This is a genomic window from Mycobacteroides salmoniphilum (assembly GCF_004924335.1).
Classification (GTDB): domain Bacteria; phylum Actinomycetota; class Actinomycetes; order Mycobacteriales; family Mycobacteriaceae; genus Mycobacterium; species Mycobacterium salmoniphilum.
In genome coordinates this window covers 1,404,705-1,420,890 of the sequence record NZ_CP024633.1, presented here as the reverse complement: position 1 = coordinate 1,420,890, position 16,186 = coordinate 1,404,705, and the positions used below count along the sequence as shown (strand labels likewise).

The window sequence follows — 16,186 nt, the reverse complement described above, 5'->3', positions numbered from 1 at the left end:
ACGGGGACTGGCACAGGAGTCGCCGGTCCGCCACGCTGCACGTGTCCAGGTCAGTCGACATACCAGAGCCCAGCCAGGTGATACGCGGCCTCCGTAGGGCCTTCCGGCATATAGGCGAAATAGTTGTGGTCGACAAAGCCGCTGTCCACGATCGAGAAATAGATGTTGGCACCCCTGCGATCCACGCCCGATACCTCGTAAGTGCCGACGTTTATACCGGAGTACTTCTCGAGCGGAGTTCCTGCCTCGATCTCGCGGACCGCAGCCTCAAAGTTGCTGCGGGAATCCGCGAACCGTACCTTCACTGGCACCTGAAAGCACATCAACACCACGGTCACCACCGCCAGGATGGGTATGGCGACCGTATGCCAGCGCACCGGTCGATTCGACAACAGCCACACACGCCAGCCCGCGAACACCAGCAATGCCGGTGGCACCGCGAGAATAACGAGGGCGACGCTGTCGGGGTAGCTCCACGCCCACAATGCTCCGCTACTTGTCGCTACGGTCGCAATCAGCAAGATCCAGCCCACTAACGAGTCCCGTGCCCGCGGCTGTGAAGGGCGTGGTGGGTCACTCCGCGAAGGATGCTGTGGTAGCTGACTGGCCATGCCTCACCGTAGTGAAGCATGGCCAGTCCAGTGGCGGAGAAACTGTGAAGGTTCTGTGCTGATTCTTGCCGACGCGCAGGCTCCTGCCTGCGCCCGTGCCAGAACTCACACCTCGCACGTCTCTTAAAGGTCTGCATTGTCGGTGCCACTGATTAGCGTGGCGCCGTGCTCACCACCGTCGCCATCCGGGGATACCGATCACTGCGCGATCTTGTGCTCCCGCTCGCTCAGCTCACCGTCATTACCGGCGCTAACGGCACCGGAAAGTCCTCGCTGTACCGGGCGCTGCAGCTACTGGCCGATTGTGGTCGGGGCGAGATCATCGGTTCACTGGCGCGGCAGGGCGGATTGCAATCGGCCATGTGGGCCGGGCCGGAAAATCTCAAAGGCGCACGACGCACCGGCACCGTTGAGCCTACGGTCCGCACTCGACCCGTATCAATTGAACTGGGTTATGCATCAACGGATTTTGGCTATCTGGTAGACCTTGGCCTGCCGATTCCCAGCGATTCCGCCTTCGGTCGCGACCCGGAGATCAAGCGTGAGGCGGTATTCACTGGACCATCTCTTCGCCCCAGCGCGACCCTGGTCCGACGGACCCGTCCCGTCGTTGAGGCACGCGCCGATTCGGGACGCGGATTCGAGGGTTTCAGTCGCTCGCTGCCGTCATATCGCAGTGTACTCTCCGAATTCCCGGGCAGATTACCGGAATTGGGCGCAGTCCGGGACACCCTGCGTGGCTGGCGGTTCTACGACGGATTCCGCGTCGACATACTGGCACCGGCACGCCAACCCCAGATCGGCACGCGCACCACAGTGCTATCGAATGACGGCAGCGATGTGGCCGCGGCTATCCAGACAATCATCGAGACCCGCAGCGACACTCTGGACAAGGTTGTCGCCGCCGCCTTCGATGGCGCCGCGGTGGCAGTCGCCGTGCGTGAGGGGATCGTCGATCTTCAGGTTCAGCAGTCCGGGATGCTGCGTCCACTGCGTGCCGCGGAGTTGTCCGACGGCACCCTGCGTTTCCTGCTGTGGGCGGCCGCGCTGCTGAGCCCCGAACCACCGCCGCTGATGGTGCTCAACGAGCCGGAAACCTCGCTGCATCCCGATCTCATCGCGCCGCTGGCGACGCTCATTCGCGCGGCGGCCGCGAAAACCCAGGTGGTCGTGATCACCCATGCCAACGCGCTGGTGGATCATCTTTCCGCACGGCCGTTGCGCGAGATCCTCGCGGGCGACGAGGATCGGTTCGATGACGCGGGTTCGGCGGTGCGGCTCGAACTTGTCAAGGACTGGGGCGAGACGCAGATCGTAGGGCTCGATGCGCTCAAAGCCCCGTCGTGGCATTGGGGTTCTCGCTAAGCGCGTATCACGTCACCACTGGTTGTTGAGCTTGGCGCCACCGCTGTTGACGAGGCTCTGGTGGCTGGCGTCGCCGGTCTGAGTGACGGCGTGGTGGTGATGTGCGCTCTGGCTGCTGCCTTCGGCCACGACGCTCGGTGCGGCCATCATCCAGAGGGCAGCCATGACGGGAGCGAGAACCGCGAGTATCAGCCCGGTCCACATGACGACCTTGCCGGTTCGGCCCGATCCGCCAGAAGGTATGTACCGCTTGGTTCCCCAATTGTCGGGGCTACACCGCGCCGTGAGCGAGGCAGAATTAGCAGGCGCCTAAACGCGGCCTGTGGCTATGTCGTTTCTTCACAATCATTTTCGCCATCTCCGTGGTCGGCTGGTCTCGGGAGTCGACCGCGCTGTTTCGCTCCTCTGCTAAGCCGGCCGGGAAGCCGCGGGGCGGGATGGTCGAGACCGTTGCTCGCGTGACCGTATATCCATGAGGCCACCGACGTGAAGATTCCGAGAGCGACCTTCTCATCACGACTCGTCGGATCAACGCCGTGGATGGTCGTGACGGCTCGGGTGCCACCATCGTCACGGTCGAACATTTCAGAGCGAAACTCCCACGTGGATGCCGGACCCGAGATTCTGGGTGCCACAACATCGATGGCGATCATCTTGACCGGCACCAGCTCGGTCACTTCACACTCGAGACTGCCAACATAATCAGTCCCCATAGTCGGGAACGGACCACCGACGAACACCGTGCCGACGACCGGGCTGAATCCGCTCACACCCAGCGGCCACTGATCCGCATCCCAAATCGCTGCCCACACCTTTGCTCGCTCATGTCGAAACTCCCACTCAATGAGCATCCAGTTCCCACCTCAGCAACAGAACAACGGCGACCCCACCAAGCTCGGGCCGAGCTTGGATTCCCGACGGAAAGCATCGATAACGAGTTTGCTCGTAGTGACGCAAGCCAGCTCACGGACATTTCCTTGAGCATGGCGCCAACCATGCGCAGGCATGGGCAAAGTGTTCACCATGGCCTTTGCCCCTGAGAGGACAGAATCCCACAAGCCAGAGCGGCCGATACATAAGATGAGTTTGCTAAAAATGTGTTTTTAATCACAGTGTGTGGATATTGACTACAGCCATTCTTGGACTATCTGCCCGGTAATGGTCTCAATAGGTGGAGACGTGACGGGTGTGCAGCGTTGTGAGTGCACTTTGACAAGCCGATATCAGGTCCCGGCTCCTGAGAGCCCGTATCTCAGACGGCTCGGCGATTCCCTCCCGAACTGCACCTCATCACGAGAGTCTCCTTGCTGACGGCTTGAACGCGTCCGGAGAGGCCAGGGCGATCAAGAGTTGCGAGGCCGTCGAACTCGACATCGGGGCGACAGACCACCGGCGCGCGCCGTATAGCGCTATCTCCGGAGGTAGACAATGATTGCTTAGCAAGCATTACCTTCTGTACGCATCCAGCACACATCACTGGGGATCCGCCACTGTCCGCAGCCAAGTAGCAAATAGACCCCTATAGTTCCAGATAGGCCGTGTGCGCGGAGCCGCGGCCGCCGAAGTCTCTCGTGGTGAGCCGAAGGGTTGCCAGACAACGGATGCACACTGTTGGCTGGACCGTCGAACCCCAGGAAGGGAGCGCAGTGACCGAAGCGTCACGAGACAACGTTCTGATCGTGCATTGGCACGACCTCGGCCGCTACCTAGGCGTCTACGGGCACCCGGACGTGTCCAGCCCACACCTGGACCAGCTGGCCGCCGATGGCATCCTGTTCACCCGCGCGCATGCCACCGCGCCGCTGTGCTCACCGTCGCGTGGTTCGCTTTTCACCGGCCGGTACCCGCAGAGCAATGGCCTTATCGGCCTGGCTCATCACGGCTGGGAATACCGCGCCGGAGTGCGCACGCTCCCCCACATTCTGTCCGGATCGGGCTGGTACACAGCACTGTTCGGAATGCAGCATGAAACGGCGTATCCGGCCACCCTGGGATTCGACGAGTACGACGTATCCAACTCGTATTGCGAATACGTGGTGGAACACGCGAGCCGCTGGTTGCGCAATTCCCCCAACGCGCCGTTTCTACTGACCGCCGGATTCTTCGAAACGCACCGCCCCTTTCCTCGGGAGCGTTATGAACCGTCCGACGCCGACACGGTGAACGTCCCGGACTATTTACCCGACACCCCCGACGTGCGCGACGACCTCGCCGAGTTCTATGGCTCGATCGCGGTGGCCGACGCCAAGGTCGGTGAACTGCTGCAGGTGCTGGCCGAGACGGGCCTCGATGAGAACACCTGGGTCGTCTTCATGACCGATCACGGCCCGGCGTTGCCACGGGCCAAGTCCACTCTGTACGACGCCGGTACTGGGATCGCATTGATCGTCCGCCCTCCGCGGGGCCGCACCACCGAATCGGTGCGGTACGACGAGCTCTTCAGCGGGGTCGATCTACTGCCCACCCTGTTGGGCTTACTCGGCGTCGACATTCCCGAGGAGATTCAGGGAATTTCACATGCCGACAATATTCTGAAACCGACGGGCGAACTGGAACAAGTCCGCTCCGAGGTATTCACCGCGAAGACATATCACGATTCTTTTGATCCCATTCGGGCCATTCGAACAAAGAATTACAGCTACATAGAGAATTACGCACCCAGGCCGGTGCTAGACCTGCCGTGGGACATTGCCGACAGCCCACCGGGGCGGGCCGTCGCCACGCACATCACCAATCCTCGCCCGCATCGCGAGCTCTACGACCTTGTCAACGACCCGGGCGAGGCACACAACCTGCTGGGACTCGATCCTAACGAGAAGTCCCAGGCCATCGCCGACGATCTGGCACTGCGCCTCAACGATTGGCGAGAGAAGACTCTCGACGTCATTCCCTCCGATTTCGCGGGCACACGCATTTCCGAGCGCTACACCGAGACATTCTTACGCATCCATGGCAGGCCCGGAGCCAACCGTTCCGCCATCGCCGACGAGCGTGGTATCGAACAACAGTTACGTTCGCCGTGATTGCAATTCACGGCGAACCCAATTAGTCGAATACAAAACAATTGCGGTTAGGCTACTGCGCATGCCCGACCATCCCACCGCATATCTGGTGCTCGCATCGCAGCGCAGTGGCAGCACCCTGCTGGTGGAATCCCTGCGAGCGACCGGCGTGGCCGGCGAACCACAGGAGTTCTTCCAGTACTTGCCCACCACGAGCATGTCTCCGCAGCCGCGGGAATGGTTCGCCGACGTACAGGACGAGTCGATCCTGCGTCTGCTCGATCCCTTGGACGCGGGCAAGCCCGACCTGGCGCCCGCGAGCATCTGGCGCGATTACATCCGCACCGTGGGCCGCACCCCCAACGGAATCTGGGGCGGCAAGCTCATGTGGAATCAGACCCCGCTGCTCTTGGACCGCGCCCAGGATCTTCCCGAGCGTTCCGGCGAAGGATTGCTCGCCGGCATCCGCGACGTTGTCGGGAGCAACCCGGTGCTGGTGCACGTATACCGGCCAGACGTTGTGTCCCAAGCGGTTTCGTTCTGGCGCGCGGTGCAGACCCGGGTATGGCGCGGACGTCCGGATCCGGGGCGTGATGCCCGCGCCGAGTACCACGCCGGGGCCATCGCCCATGTCATCACCATGCTGCAGGCGCAGGAGGCGGGGTGGCGCCGCTGGTTCGCCGAGGAGAACATCGAGCCCATCGACGTCTCGTACCCGTACCTCTGGCGCAACCTGACCCAGGTGGTCGCCACCGTGCTGGAGGCACTGGGGCAAGACCCGCGACTCGCGCCACCGCCTGTGCTGGAACGACAGGCAGATCAGCGGTCCGACGACTGGGTGGACCGATACCGGACGGACGCGGAAAGAGAGGGGCTGCCACTATGAGCGACACCGCGACGACACCCGATCTGTTGCAGGTCAACGAGCTTCGGCTGCTGGAGGCCGAGGCGGTGCACATCATCCGGGAGGTGGCCGCCGAGCTGCAGCGCCCGGTGCTGCTGTTCTCCGCGGGCAAGGACTCGATCGTCTTGCTGAAGTTGGCCGAGAAGGCCTTCCGGCCCGCACCGCTGCCCTTCCCGGTGCTGCACGTCGACACCGGACACAATTTCCCCGAAGTGATCGAGTTCCGTGACCGCCGAACCATCGGGCACGACCACAAACTGATCGTCGCCTCCGTACAGGAGACGATCGATGCCGGGCGGGTCGCCGACCCGGGCCCGGGCGCCTCACGTAATCGTCAACAGACCCGAACCCTGCTGGACGCGTTGGAGGCCGGCGGGTTCGATGCGGCATTCGGCGGTGCGCGGCGCGATGAGGAACGCGCCCGTGCCAAGGAGCGCATCCTGAGCTTCCGGGACGAGTTCGGGCAGTGGGATCCGCGGGCACAACGGCCCGAACCCTGGTCGCTCTACAACGGACGCATCCGCAAGGGCGAACAGGTTCGTGTCTTTCCGTTGAGCAACTGGACCGAACTGGACATCTGGCGCTACATCCAGCTGGAAAACCTTGAGCTGCCGCCGATCTACTACGCCCATCAACGCGAGGTGTTCGAGCGTGATGGCATCCTCCTGGCCACCTCCGAGTACACCATCCCAAACGGCGACGAAACTGCCACCACCGAATGGGTGCGCTACCGCACCGTCGGCGACATGACCATCACCGGCGCGGTCCGCTCCCAGGCCACCGAGATCGAAGGGGTGATCGCGGAGATCTCCGCGGCCACCGTGTCCGAACGCGGCGAGACCCGCGCCGATGACCGCACATCCGTGGCCGCTATGGAAGACCGGAAACGAGAGGGCTACTTCTGATGAGCACCCAGACCGCGGTGGACACCCGCCAACTACTGCGTATCGCCACCGCCGGTTCGGTGGACGACGGCAAGAGCACGCTCATCGGGCGGCTGCTCCACGACACCGACAGCCTGCCGGTCGACCATCTGGAGGCCGTCACCGACGACGAGGGGAACGCCGACCTCGCCGCACTGTCGGATGGTCTGCGCGCCGAACGCGAGCAGGGCATCACGATCGACGTCGCCTACCGCTTCTTCTCCACCGAGAGCCGCAGCTACATCCTGGCCGACACCCCGGGTCACGAGCGCTACACCCGCAACATGTTCACCGGCGCCTCCAACGCGCATGTCGCCATCCTTCTGGTCGACGCACGTGCCGGGGTGCTGCGCCAGACCCGTCGCCACGCCCGCATCGCAAAGTTGTTGGGTATCAAGCATTTTGTCGCCGCAGTCAACAAGATCGACCTGGTCGACTTCGACGCGCAGCGGTTCACGGAGGTGGAGGGCGAGCTGCATCTGCTGGCCGACCGGCTCGGCAAGGTGGACATCACCGTCATTCCGATTGCGGCCAAGCTCGGCGACAATGTGGTGCACCGCTCCGAGAACACCACGTGGTACAGCGGGCCGACCCTGCTCGAATATCTCGAGGGCGTTGAGCTTTCGCCGCCACAGCCCGAGCCCGCCAAACTCCGCCTGCCCGTGCAATGGGTCTCGCGACCCACGGCTGATCAGCGCCGCCGGTATACCGGTCGGCTAGCGGGCGGCACCCTCAGCGTCGGAGATCCGGTGGTAAACCTGCCGTCGGGAACCCGGTCGACCGTGACGGTGGTGGACACTCTGGACGAAAACCGTTCCACCGGTGTGGCTCCGCTTTCGGTGTCGATCGAATTGGCCGACGATATCGATGTGGGCCGCGGGGATGTGCTGGTGAGCGGCGCAGAAGATGCGGTGCTGCCGGTGCTGGCCCGCGAGCTGGATGCCACGGTCTGCTGGTTCACCAACGGCCCGTTGCGGGCGGGTGACCGGCTCGCACTCAAGCAGGGCACCCGGACGGTGCGGGCCACTGTTCAGGCCCTGCATACCCGGCTTGATCCGGAAACGCTCGACGAGCTGGATGGCCCGGTTGAGTTGGCGCTCAACGACATCGGCTCAGTCACCCTGCGCACCAGCTCGGTCGTGGTGGCTGATTCGTATACCGACAGCAGAGACAGCGGCGCATTCATCCTGATCGACGAGGCGTCCAACGACACCGTCGGCGCCGGGACCATCACCGAGGCGCGTGAGGTCAAACCGGAGACGCACTCGCGTACAGATATCCGCTGGCACCCCTCGGCCCTGGACCGCGAATACCGTTGGGACAGCACTACTCAGCGCGGTGCGATCATTTGGTTCACCGGCCTGCCCGCATCCGGCAAGTCGACCATCGCGGTGGCGGTGGAACGGGCACTCGTGGAGTCCGGGCAGGTCGCGTATCTGCTCGACGGCGACAACCTGCGCCATGGGCTTTCCGATGACCTCGGGTTCTCGCCGGGCGACCGCGCCGAGAACATCCGCCGGGTATCGCACCTGGCACGGCTCTTCGCCGACGCCGGGGTTGTCGCGCTGGCATCGCTGGTATCGCCGCTGCGCTCCGATCGGGAGACCGCGCGCAGCATCAACGCCGCAGCCAAGCTGCCATTCATCGAGGTGTACATCGCCACCCCGCTGGCCGAATGCGAGAAACGAGACCCCAAGGGTCTGTACGCACGGGCCCGCGCGGGCGAGTTGAAGGGTTTGACGGGAGTCGAGGCGCCCTATGAGGCCCCAGAAAATCCTGAACTCGTCCTGGACACCACCGGTGCCGATATCGACGGGCTGGTAGCCCAGGTTCTCGACGTTCTTCACCGCGCTCGCTGAGCGCGGTGAAGAACGAACCGGCCTAGGTGTGGCTGGCTGCGCGCTCCAGGACGGGACGCTGCTCGGGGCAATACTCGTCGATCGAAGCGGACAGGAACTGCCACTTCTGCTCGGTGGAGGTGCCGCGATCGAGGTTCTTGGTCAGGAAATTGGTCGCCTGGTAGGCGTCCTTGTCCAGACCCGTGTCCAGGCGGTGGCAGGCGATCTTGCCGAGGTAGGCAGTCTTGTCCGGCGGCGCGTAGATGCCATATGAGTGCAGTGTCTCGTTGAAGCTGACGTCATCGGCATGTGCCGGGGAGGCCATGGCGATCGCGGCAGCACCCGCACCCATCGCGATCATCACAGTAAGACTGAGTCCCTTCATGCCGGTGAGTCTACATCCGTTGACCTCAGGGGACATAGGTTCACAGATGTCATCGTGATTGACACCACTGTCGCGGCCTCAAGATCGCGTAAAGAACCACGAAAACCGCTGCGTCTGGGCCTACTCTCCCCCGGTGGTTTCTGCGCCTCCCTCCCCTCCCGTACCGCCCCGCGTTGCCGACCCGCGCCTGCGCCGTGCCCTCAAGGACGACGCGCACAAACTGACCTCGGTCGGTGGGCTCGCGGCGCTGTCCCTCGATGCGCTGTCCTCGGTGGCCTACGGCCCGGAGGCCATCGTCCTCGCCCTGATCGCCGGCGGGGTCGGTGCCATCACCTTCACCCTGCCGGTGGCCGTCGCGATCACGGTGCTGCTCATCGTGTTGGTGTTCTCGTACCGCCAGGTCATCGCCGTGCACCCCGAAGGCGGGGGCTCGTACGCCGTGGCCAAGAAGGACCTCGGCCGCGGTGCGAGTCTGCTGGCCGCAGCGAGTCTGGTCGTCGACTATGTGCTGACGGTCGCGGTGAGCCTGGCGGCCGGGGCGGCGAGCCTGGCCAGCGCCTTTCCCGCGCTGGCCCCGCATCTGCTGTCCATCACGCTGATCGGCCTGGCGATCCTGACAATCCTCAATCTCATCGGCATCAGCGAGTCGGCCAAGGTGCTCATGCTGCCGACACTCCTCTTCATCGTGTGCATCCTGGCGGTCATCCTCTTCGGGCTTGCGCACTCCACCCCCGTGGCCGTCATCGGCAAAGACCTCGGCCCCATCGAGCCGGTCAGCGCACTCGGAATCATCTTGGTTCTGAAGGCCTTCGCGGCCGGGTGTTCGTCCCTCACAGGTGTGGAGGCCATCGCGAACGGCGTCCCGGCCTTCAAGACACCCGCCATCAAACGGGCCCAGCACACCGAAGTCGCCCTGGGAGTTCTGTTGGGCCTCATGCTGATCGGGCTCAGCATCCTCATCAAGGCACACCACGTGGTTCCCCGCGGTGACGTCACCATTCTGGCCCAGCTTTCCGCGGCGGCCTTCGGCACCGGAATACCGTTCTACGTCACCAATGTGACGGTGGCACTGATCCTCGGCTTCGCGGCCAACACCAGCTTCGGTGGACTGCCGGTGCTGATGAGCCTGCTCGCCAAGGACGACCGGATGCCTCATCTGTTCGCGTTGCGGGCAGAGAAGCCGGTCTACCGATACGGCGTCGCCGCGCTCGCCGCATTCTCGGCTCTGATCCTCATCGCCAGCGACGCCGACACCCACCGGCTGTTGCCGCTGTTCGCGATCGGGGTGTTCATCGGATTCACCATCAGCCAAGTCGGCTTGGTCAAGCACTGGTTCGGCGCCCGCACATCCGGCTGGCAGTGGAAGGCCGTACTCAATGGGTTCGGTGCAGCACTCTCGGCCGTCGCCATGGTCGTGTTCTTCGCCAGCAAGTTCACCGAGGGCGCGTGGCTGCTGGTCATCGTCATCCCCCTGCTGATTCTGCTTTTCGGGCGCACCGAGAACTACTACCAAGGCGTCAAACGCGAACTGACACTCGATGAATTGCCCACGCTCACACCCCATCCCCCGGACCAGACGCCCCTGGTGATCGTGCCGATCGACGACATCAACAAGCGAACGGTTCAGCTACTGGAGGCGGCACTGCACCTCGGTGGCGAGGTGGTGCCGGTCACCATCAGCCGCACGGATCAGAAGGCACACGCGATGACCAGGCGCTGGGATCAATGGAACCCGGGACTTGAGCTCGTCGTGTTGCCTACCGCGCATCGATCCCTGGTGACTCCCCTGGTGGAATACGTCAAGAAGCGCCAGGCCGACGGCCGCCAGGTGACCGTGCTCATCACCGAGATCAAGACCAAGCGGCGCTGGCATCAGATCCTGCACAATCAGACCGGAATTGTGCTGACAGCCAGCCTCATTGACCGCACCGATGCGATTGTCGCCAACTACCCGTATCGCATGAACTGACGGCGTACGCCGCCGTCAGTTGGCCGCCTGCGCGGGCACCTTCTCGTCCGCGGCGGCATCGGCGTGATCGTCGAGCATGGTGGTTTCGTCGAACGGATCGGCACCCGAGAGCACCGTCTTGATCCGCTCGCGATCCGTTGTCTTGGTCCAGGTTCCGATGAGCAACGTGGCTACCGCATTGCCCGAGAAGTTGGTCAACGCACGCGCCTCGGACATGAACCGGTCGATGCCGACGATCATGCCCACACCGTCGAGCAGGTCCGGCCGGTGGCTCTGCAATCCGCCTGCCAGCGTGGCCATTCCGGCACCGGTCACCCCGGCCGCACCCTTGGAGGCGATGATCATGAACGCCAGCAGCGAAATCTGTTCACCGATCGACAGCGGCTTTCCCATCGCGTCGGCGACGAACAATGAGGCCATCGTCAGATAGATCGCCGTCCCGTCCAGGTTGAACGAGTAGCCAGTCGGGACCACGATGCCCACCGTCGACTTCTCGACACCGAGGTGAGTCATCTTCGCGATCAACCGCGGCAGTGCCGATTCCGAGGACGAGGTCGAGACGATCAGCAGGTATTCACGTGCCAGGTACCGCACCAGCTTGAAGATCGATACCCGGGCCACCGCCCACAGCAGCGCTCCCAGCACACCGAAGATGAAGATCGCGCACGTCGTGTAGAAGCCGAGCATAAGTGCGCCCAGCTCCTTGACGGCGTTCCAGCCGGTCTGGCCGACCACATTGGCAATGGCACCGAAGGCGCCGATGGGCGCCAGCCACAGCACCATGATGAGGACCTTGAAGACCAGCTTCTGGAGCATCCCGATACCGCGCACGATCGACTCACCGGTCGATCCGAGTGCCTGTACCGCGAAGCCGACCAGTAACGCGATGAACAGCGTCTGCAGCACACTGCCGGAGGTCAGTGCCGAGAACATTGTCTCCGGCACAATCGATTTGATGAAATGCCAGGTTCCGCCGGCGGCATGAGCCTGGTCGGCGTATTTTGCGCCCGCCCCCTGGTTGGCCCCGGACAGATGCAGTCCGGTACCGGGCGCGAGCAGATTGCCGACGACAAGCCCGATCGCCAAGGCGACGGTCGACATCGCCAGGAAGTACACGAACGCCAGTCCGCCCACCCGGCCCACACTGGCGGCCTTGCGCACGGATCCGATGCCCAACACGATCGTGCAGAAGATCACCGGGCTGATCATCATCTTGATGAGGCTGACGAAAATCTCGCCGAGCACACCCACCGATTTTCCGAATCCCGGCCACAGCATGCCCACGACCACACCGAGCACCACCGCGACGATGACCGCGATATAGAGCCAATGCGTGCGGTCCTTGCGTTTCTTCGGTGGAGCACTCCCGGAAGCCGTGGATTCGGTCGCTGTCATGGCCCTTATAGTGCCGTACCGTGACCGGGATCACAGCACGACCCCGCCATCTGCCCGCCTCCGGCGATGATCCGCCGAAAACACGGCCGACCGGCTTTCACCTGCATTGATGGCTTGGCGGGTACCCTGGCGGCCATGGACAGCAACCGCCGCGACGATGCGGCCGCCCCGGGCGGCTCCACGTCATACGGTCCGTGGTCGCAGTCCAGCCAGCCGTTGGACTACCCCGATGACCCGGCCTATGCCTCACAGGCGTTCGAGTATCCCGCGCTCTCCAGCACTGCTCAGCCCAACCAAACGGCCGTGCTGCCGCAGCAATACGGCTCATACGGTCCTCCCCCGCAGGATCCCGAGCCCCCACGTCGATCGAACACCTTCTGGCTGTGGGTCGTCGGTGTTGGTGCGCTGGTCGTCATCGTCGCGCTGATCGCCACCCTCGTCGTCCTCATTCAACGCGAAGATGACCGACCCCCAACAGTTATCGCCACTCCCTCCACCCGGACCTCGACAACCACCGCGCCCAGCATGCCGAGCCTGCCGCCGATACCGAGTTTCACCATTCCGCCGATCCCGGTGAACCCGCCGACGCAGGGAAGCCAGGCCGCCACCGAGACCGTCGTCTATGAGGTCGGCGGTCGCGGGCCCGCCCTGAACGTCACCTACTTCGATGCCAGCGGATCCCTACAGATGGAGTTCAACGTCAAGCTGCCATGGCGCAAGGAGGTCAAGCTGAACGCCGAGCAGGTGACGAACGCCGTGGTGATCGCGGCCGACTTCTCGCACGATGTGTCCTGCACCTTGCTCGTCAACGGAACGCGGAAGAGCACCACGTCCGGGAAGATGGCGACCTGCAGCGGTATGGGCTAGCTTGAGCCGCTGACGTTTTCGCCGGTCACCGGGTGATACCGGGGAACCTTGACGAAGATCACCGCCACCAGTCCCAGCGCAATCATCAACACCGGCCCGGCGATTCCCGCACGGGTGGCGTGGAACAGCAGCGCAAATGTGGCGAACAACCAGGGGCCCGCGAAAGAAACCGCCCGCCCGGTCATGGTGTAGAGACCGAAGACGAACGCCTCCCGACCAGCCGGCGCCATGCGCAACACCAGCGTTCGGGCCGCCGACTGCGGTGGGCCGACGAACGCCGCGATGCCAAGCCCACAGATCCAGAACGCGGACGGTCCCGACAGACACATCATCACGATGCCGAGGGCGACGATCGCGGCGAGCGAGCCGACGATGATCCCCTTGGAACCCAAACGGGTATCGATCAACCCACCCAACACCGCCCCGGCTGCCGCCATGACGTTCCCGGCGACCCCGAACAATGTGATGTCCGCGCCGGACAAGTGAAAGACCCCGTTGGCGATGACCGGAGTCAGCGCGAACATCGCCACCATCCCATCGCGGAAGATCGCGCTCGCCATCAGGAAGTAGATGATGCGCCGATCCATGTGCCACTGCTCGACGAGGTCGCGCCACAGCTCCCGGTACACCCCTAACAGTCCGGGTGAGCTGGGCGGTGGGGCCCACGGATCAGCTACCGGCCGGGATAAGACCAGCGGCAGCGCGAACACGGCGAACCACGCCGCCGCCAACAAGGCCGAGACGCGCACGTCGAATCCGTCGGCGGCGGGTATGTGGAAGAGTCCGCGGGTCGGACCGTCCCCCGAGATGAAGCCCAGGTAGCACACCAGCAGGACGACGACACCGCCGATGTATGCCGCCGCCAGGCCAAGCCCCGAGACCCGCGAGGCGTTGGCGGGGGTGGTGAGCCCGTGCATCATCGCGTTGTACGGAACCTGGGCCAGTTCGTTGAACACCGAACCCGCGCAATACAATCCGAGACCCAGCCAGAGATAGCGGTTGTCCTCGTGTACCAGGCTCATCGAGGTGGCAACGAGCACCACCAATGTGGTGAGGGTGCCCAGCGCGACTCGGCGCCGCCGCGGGGTGTCGGCCCACACACCGATCACCGGTGCGAGCACGAAGACGAGGACACCGCCCAGACCCATCATCCAGCCGAGGAGGCCCTGCGGGACACCGTCGGGCATCCCCGCGCCGACTCTGCCGGTCAGATACGGCGTGAAAATGAACATCACGATGACGGTGTTGAAGGCCGCAGACCCCCAGTCGAACGCCGCCCAGGCAGCTATCCGCCCGCGTGAGACGGGGGTATCCAATTGTCGGCCGGGTCCTGGGTCTTGACGCCCCATAGGCTCCTCGACCCCAGGCATGCTCATTACCGACCAGCGTAACCTGGCGCGCGATGGGCAACCTTTACGATTGCCCCATGCCGATACCCGCACCAAGTCCCGATGCCCGCGCCGTCGTTACCGGAGCCTCTCAGGGGATCGGAGCGGCGCTCGCTGAAGAGCTTGCCGCCCGCGGACACAACCTCATCATCACCGCTCGTCGCGGCGAGATCCTCAGCGACCTCGCGAACACCCTGACCGAGAAGACGGGCGTGATCGTCGAGGTGCGTGCGGTGGACCTCGCCGACCCCGGCGCGCGTGATGCGCTCTGCAAGGAGCTGTCCGAGCGCAACATCTCGATCTTGTGCAACAACGCGGGAACCGCGACGTTCGGGCCGATACGCGATCTGGACCCCGAGGGCGAACGCAAGCAAGTGCAGCTCAACGCGGTTGCGGTGCACGACCTTACGCTGGCGGTGCTACCCGGCATGCTCGAGCGTGGAGCCGGCGGCATCCTGATCTCGGGATCGGCGGCCGGTAACTCCCCGATTCCCAACAACGCCACCTACGCGGCGACCAAGGCATTCGCGAACACCTTCTCCGAGTCGCTGCGTGGTGAACTCAAAGGCACCGGGGTACATGTCACGCTGCTCGCACCCGGACCGGTGCGCACCGTCGAGCCCGACCCCGCCGAGGCGTCGATCGTCGACAAAGTGGTTCCGGACTTCCTGTGGATCAACGGGGAGTACACCGCGCGGGTCTCACTGAATGCGTTGGAACGCAATAAGATGCGCGTCGTCCCCGGCATCACGTCGAAGGCAATGTCGGTGGCCGCCGGCTATGCGCCGCGCGCCATCGTCGCCCCGATAGTGGGCAGCTTCTACAAGAAGCTCGGCGACTAACCGTCGCCCCGCAAGTCCAGTAGCGCCGCGCGGGCCGTCTCGACCTTCCCCGGATCGAGCGCTCGCTGCGGGTCGATGATGACACCCTTCGACCGCAGGAACACATCGATCGAGGCCCACAAGGTCTCAGCTAGGCGTTCGCCGGTGCCCTCGTCAGGTGCGGCGCCCCGAGCTGCTCGCCATAACGCCGTCGTCGCCGCCGTGCCGATCAACGCGGCGGCCAGCTGATCCGCGCCGGCCGGGTGCACGTTGACGCGCTCGAGAAACGACGAGATCACCGCGGCGAGTTCGGCGATCGCACCGTCGTCACGCAGAGCCGGGGCCGGCTTTCCCCGCACGCTCACCATCTGATGCTCGACGAGGAAGCGCGTCGATTGCGGGAACCGTTGCACCAGCTCGAGAAAGACGGACGCGGCGCGCTGCGCGGAATGTCGCGGCGGGATGCAGATGTCGACGGCCGCGGTCAACTGGTGCCGGACGCCCGCCACCATGGCCTGTGCCACCGAGTCGAAGAGATCATTGCGGTCTTCAAAATGCCGGTACAGCTTGGGTTTAGCGGAGTGCGCCACGCGGACGACATCCTCCACTGTGGCCGACGGGCCGTTTCTCTCGATCGCGACCACTGCCGCAGCGACGAATTTCCGGCGCACGCGCACCTTGTGCTGCACCCAGCGTTCACGCCGGGCATCACCGTGAC

At 64.1% G+C, this 16,186-nt stretch carries 14 protein-coding genes; 8 read left to right on the top strand and 6 right to left on the bottom strand.

Going from position 1 to position 16,186, the window contains the following annotated elements; all coding sequences use genetic code 11:
* Positions 1-50: 50 nt before the first annotated feature.
* Complete coding sequence (locus DSM43276_RS07060; protein ID WP_136629001.1) at positions 51-521, bottom strand: hypothetical protein; 471 nt, start codon at positions 519-521, stop codon at positions 51-53.
* Between the two features lie 255 nt (positions 522-776).
* On the opposite strand from DSM43276_RS07060, the gene DSM43276_RS07055 reads away from it, so the two are divergent.
* Positions 777-1,976, top strand: a complete 1,200-nt coding sequence (locus DSM43276_RS07055) for an AAA family ATPase (RefSeq protein WP_078328893.1) — start codon at positions 777-779, stop codon at positions 1,974-1,976.
* Between the two features lie 12 nt (positions 1,977-1,988).
* Here DSM43276_RS07055 and DSM43276_RS07050 read toward each other — a convergent pair whose 3' ends face one another.
* Positions 1,989-2,180: a hypothetical protein gene (locus tag DSM43276_RS07050; RefSeq protein WP_078328892.1), complete on the bottom strand. Its 192-nt coding sequence runs from the start codon at positions 2,178-2,180 to the stop codon at positions 1,989-1,991.
* A gap of 1,442 nt (positions 2,181-3,622) precedes the next feature.
* Here DSM43276_RS07050 and DSM43276_RS07045 point away from each other — a divergent pair.
* The 4 genes from DSM43276_RS07045 (at position 3,623) to cysC (ending at position 8,664) form a co-directional block, all read left to right on the top strand.
* Entirely contained in the window at positions 3,623-4,999 is a 1,377-nt protein-coding gene (locus DSM43276_RS07045; protein ID WP_109555986.1) for a sulfatase family protein, read from the top strand.
* 61 nt (positions 5,000-5,060) lie between these two features.
* On the top strand, positions 5,061-5,864 hold the full coding sequence (gene stf0 / locus DSM43276_RS07040; protein ID WP_078328889.1) for a trehalose 2-sulfotransferase: 804 nt from the start codon (positions 5,061-5,063) through the stop codon (positions 5,862-5,864).
* Positions 5,861-6,787 (top strand): sulfate adenylyltransferase subunit CysD, encoded by a 927-nt coding sequence (gene cysD / locus DSM43276_RS07035; protein ID WP_078328888.1) that lies wholly within the window; start codon positions 5,861-5,863, stop codon positions 6,785-6,787. Before stf0 ends, cysD begins: the two co-directional genes overlap by 4 nt.
* Positions 6,787-8,664, top strand: a complete 1,878-nt coding sequence (gene cysC / locus DSM43276_RS07030; protein ID WP_078328887.1) for an adenylyl-sulfate kinase — start codon at positions 6,787-6,789, stop codon at positions 8,662-8,664. The genes cysD and cysC overlap by 1 nt, the downstream gene beginning before the upstream one ends.
* Before the next feature lie 22 nt (positions 8,665-8,686).
* On the opposite strand, the gene DSM43276_RS07025 is transcribed toward cysC, so the two are convergent.
* Positions 8,687-9,028 (bottom strand): DUF732 domain-containing protein, encoded by a 342-nt coding sequence (locus DSM43276_RS07025; RefSeq protein WP_078328886.1) that lies wholly within the window; start codon positions 9,026-9,028, stop codon positions 8,687-8,689.
* 133 nt (positions 9,029-9,161) lie between these two features.
* Between DSM43276_RS07025 and DSM43276_RS07020 the strand changes: the two genes are divergently transcribed.
* Entirely contained in the window at positions 9,162-10,997 is a 1,836-nt protein-coding gene (locus tag DSM43276_RS07020; RefSeq protein WP_078328885.1) for an APC family permease, read from the top strand.
* Positions 10,998-11,012: 15 nt separating this feature from the next.
* Here DSM43276_RS07020 and DSM43276_RS07015 read toward each other — a convergent pair whose 3' ends face one another.
* On the bottom strand, positions 11,013-12,392 hold the full coding sequence (locus DSM43276_RS07015; RefSeq protein WP_078328884.1) for a cation:dicarboxylate symporter family transporter: 1,380 nt from the start codon (positions 12,390-12,392) through the stop codon (positions 11,013-11,015).
* 135 nt (positions 12,393-12,527) lie between these two features.
* Here DSM43276_RS07015 and DSM43276_RS07010 point away from each other — a divergent pair, with 135 nt between their 5' ends.
* Positions 12,528-13,259 carry an MmpS family transport accessory protein gene (locus tag DSM43276_RS07010; RefSeq protein WP_078328883.1) on the top strand — a complete coding sequence of 244 codons (732 nt, stop codon included), beginning with the start codon at positions 12,528-12,530 and terminating at the stop codon, positions 13,257-13,259.
* Here DSM43276_RS07010 and DSM43276_RS07005 read toward each other — a convergent pair.
* A complete protein-coding gene (locus DSM43276_RS07005; protein WP_078328882.1) occupies positions 13,256-14,575 on the bottom strand; it encodes an MFS transporter in 1,320 nt (439 codons plus the stop codon). The two genes, DSM43276_RS07010 and DSM43276_RS07005, sit on opposite strands and share 4 nt — an antisense overlap.
* 110 nt (positions 14,576-14,685) lie before the next feature.
* Here DSM43276_RS07005 and cmrA point away from each other — a divergent pair, with 110 nt between their 5' ends.
* A complete protein-coding gene (gene cmrA, locus DSM43276_RS07000) occupies positions 14,686-15,489 on the top strand; it encodes a mycolate reductase (protein WP_078328881.1) in 804 nt (267 codons plus the stop codon).
* Here cmrA and DSM43276_RS06995 read toward each other — a convergent pair.
* The gene (locus DSM43276_RS06995; RefSeq protein ID WP_234802983.1) at positions 15,486-16,145 is read right to left on the bottom strand and encodes a TetR/AcrR family transcriptional regulator; all 660 of its coding nucleotides are present in this window, start codon (positions 16,143-16,145) and stop codon (positions 15,486-15,488) included. The genes cmrA and DSM43276_RS06995 overlap by 4 nt on opposite strands.
* Positions 16,146-16,186 lie beyond the last annotated feature (41 nt).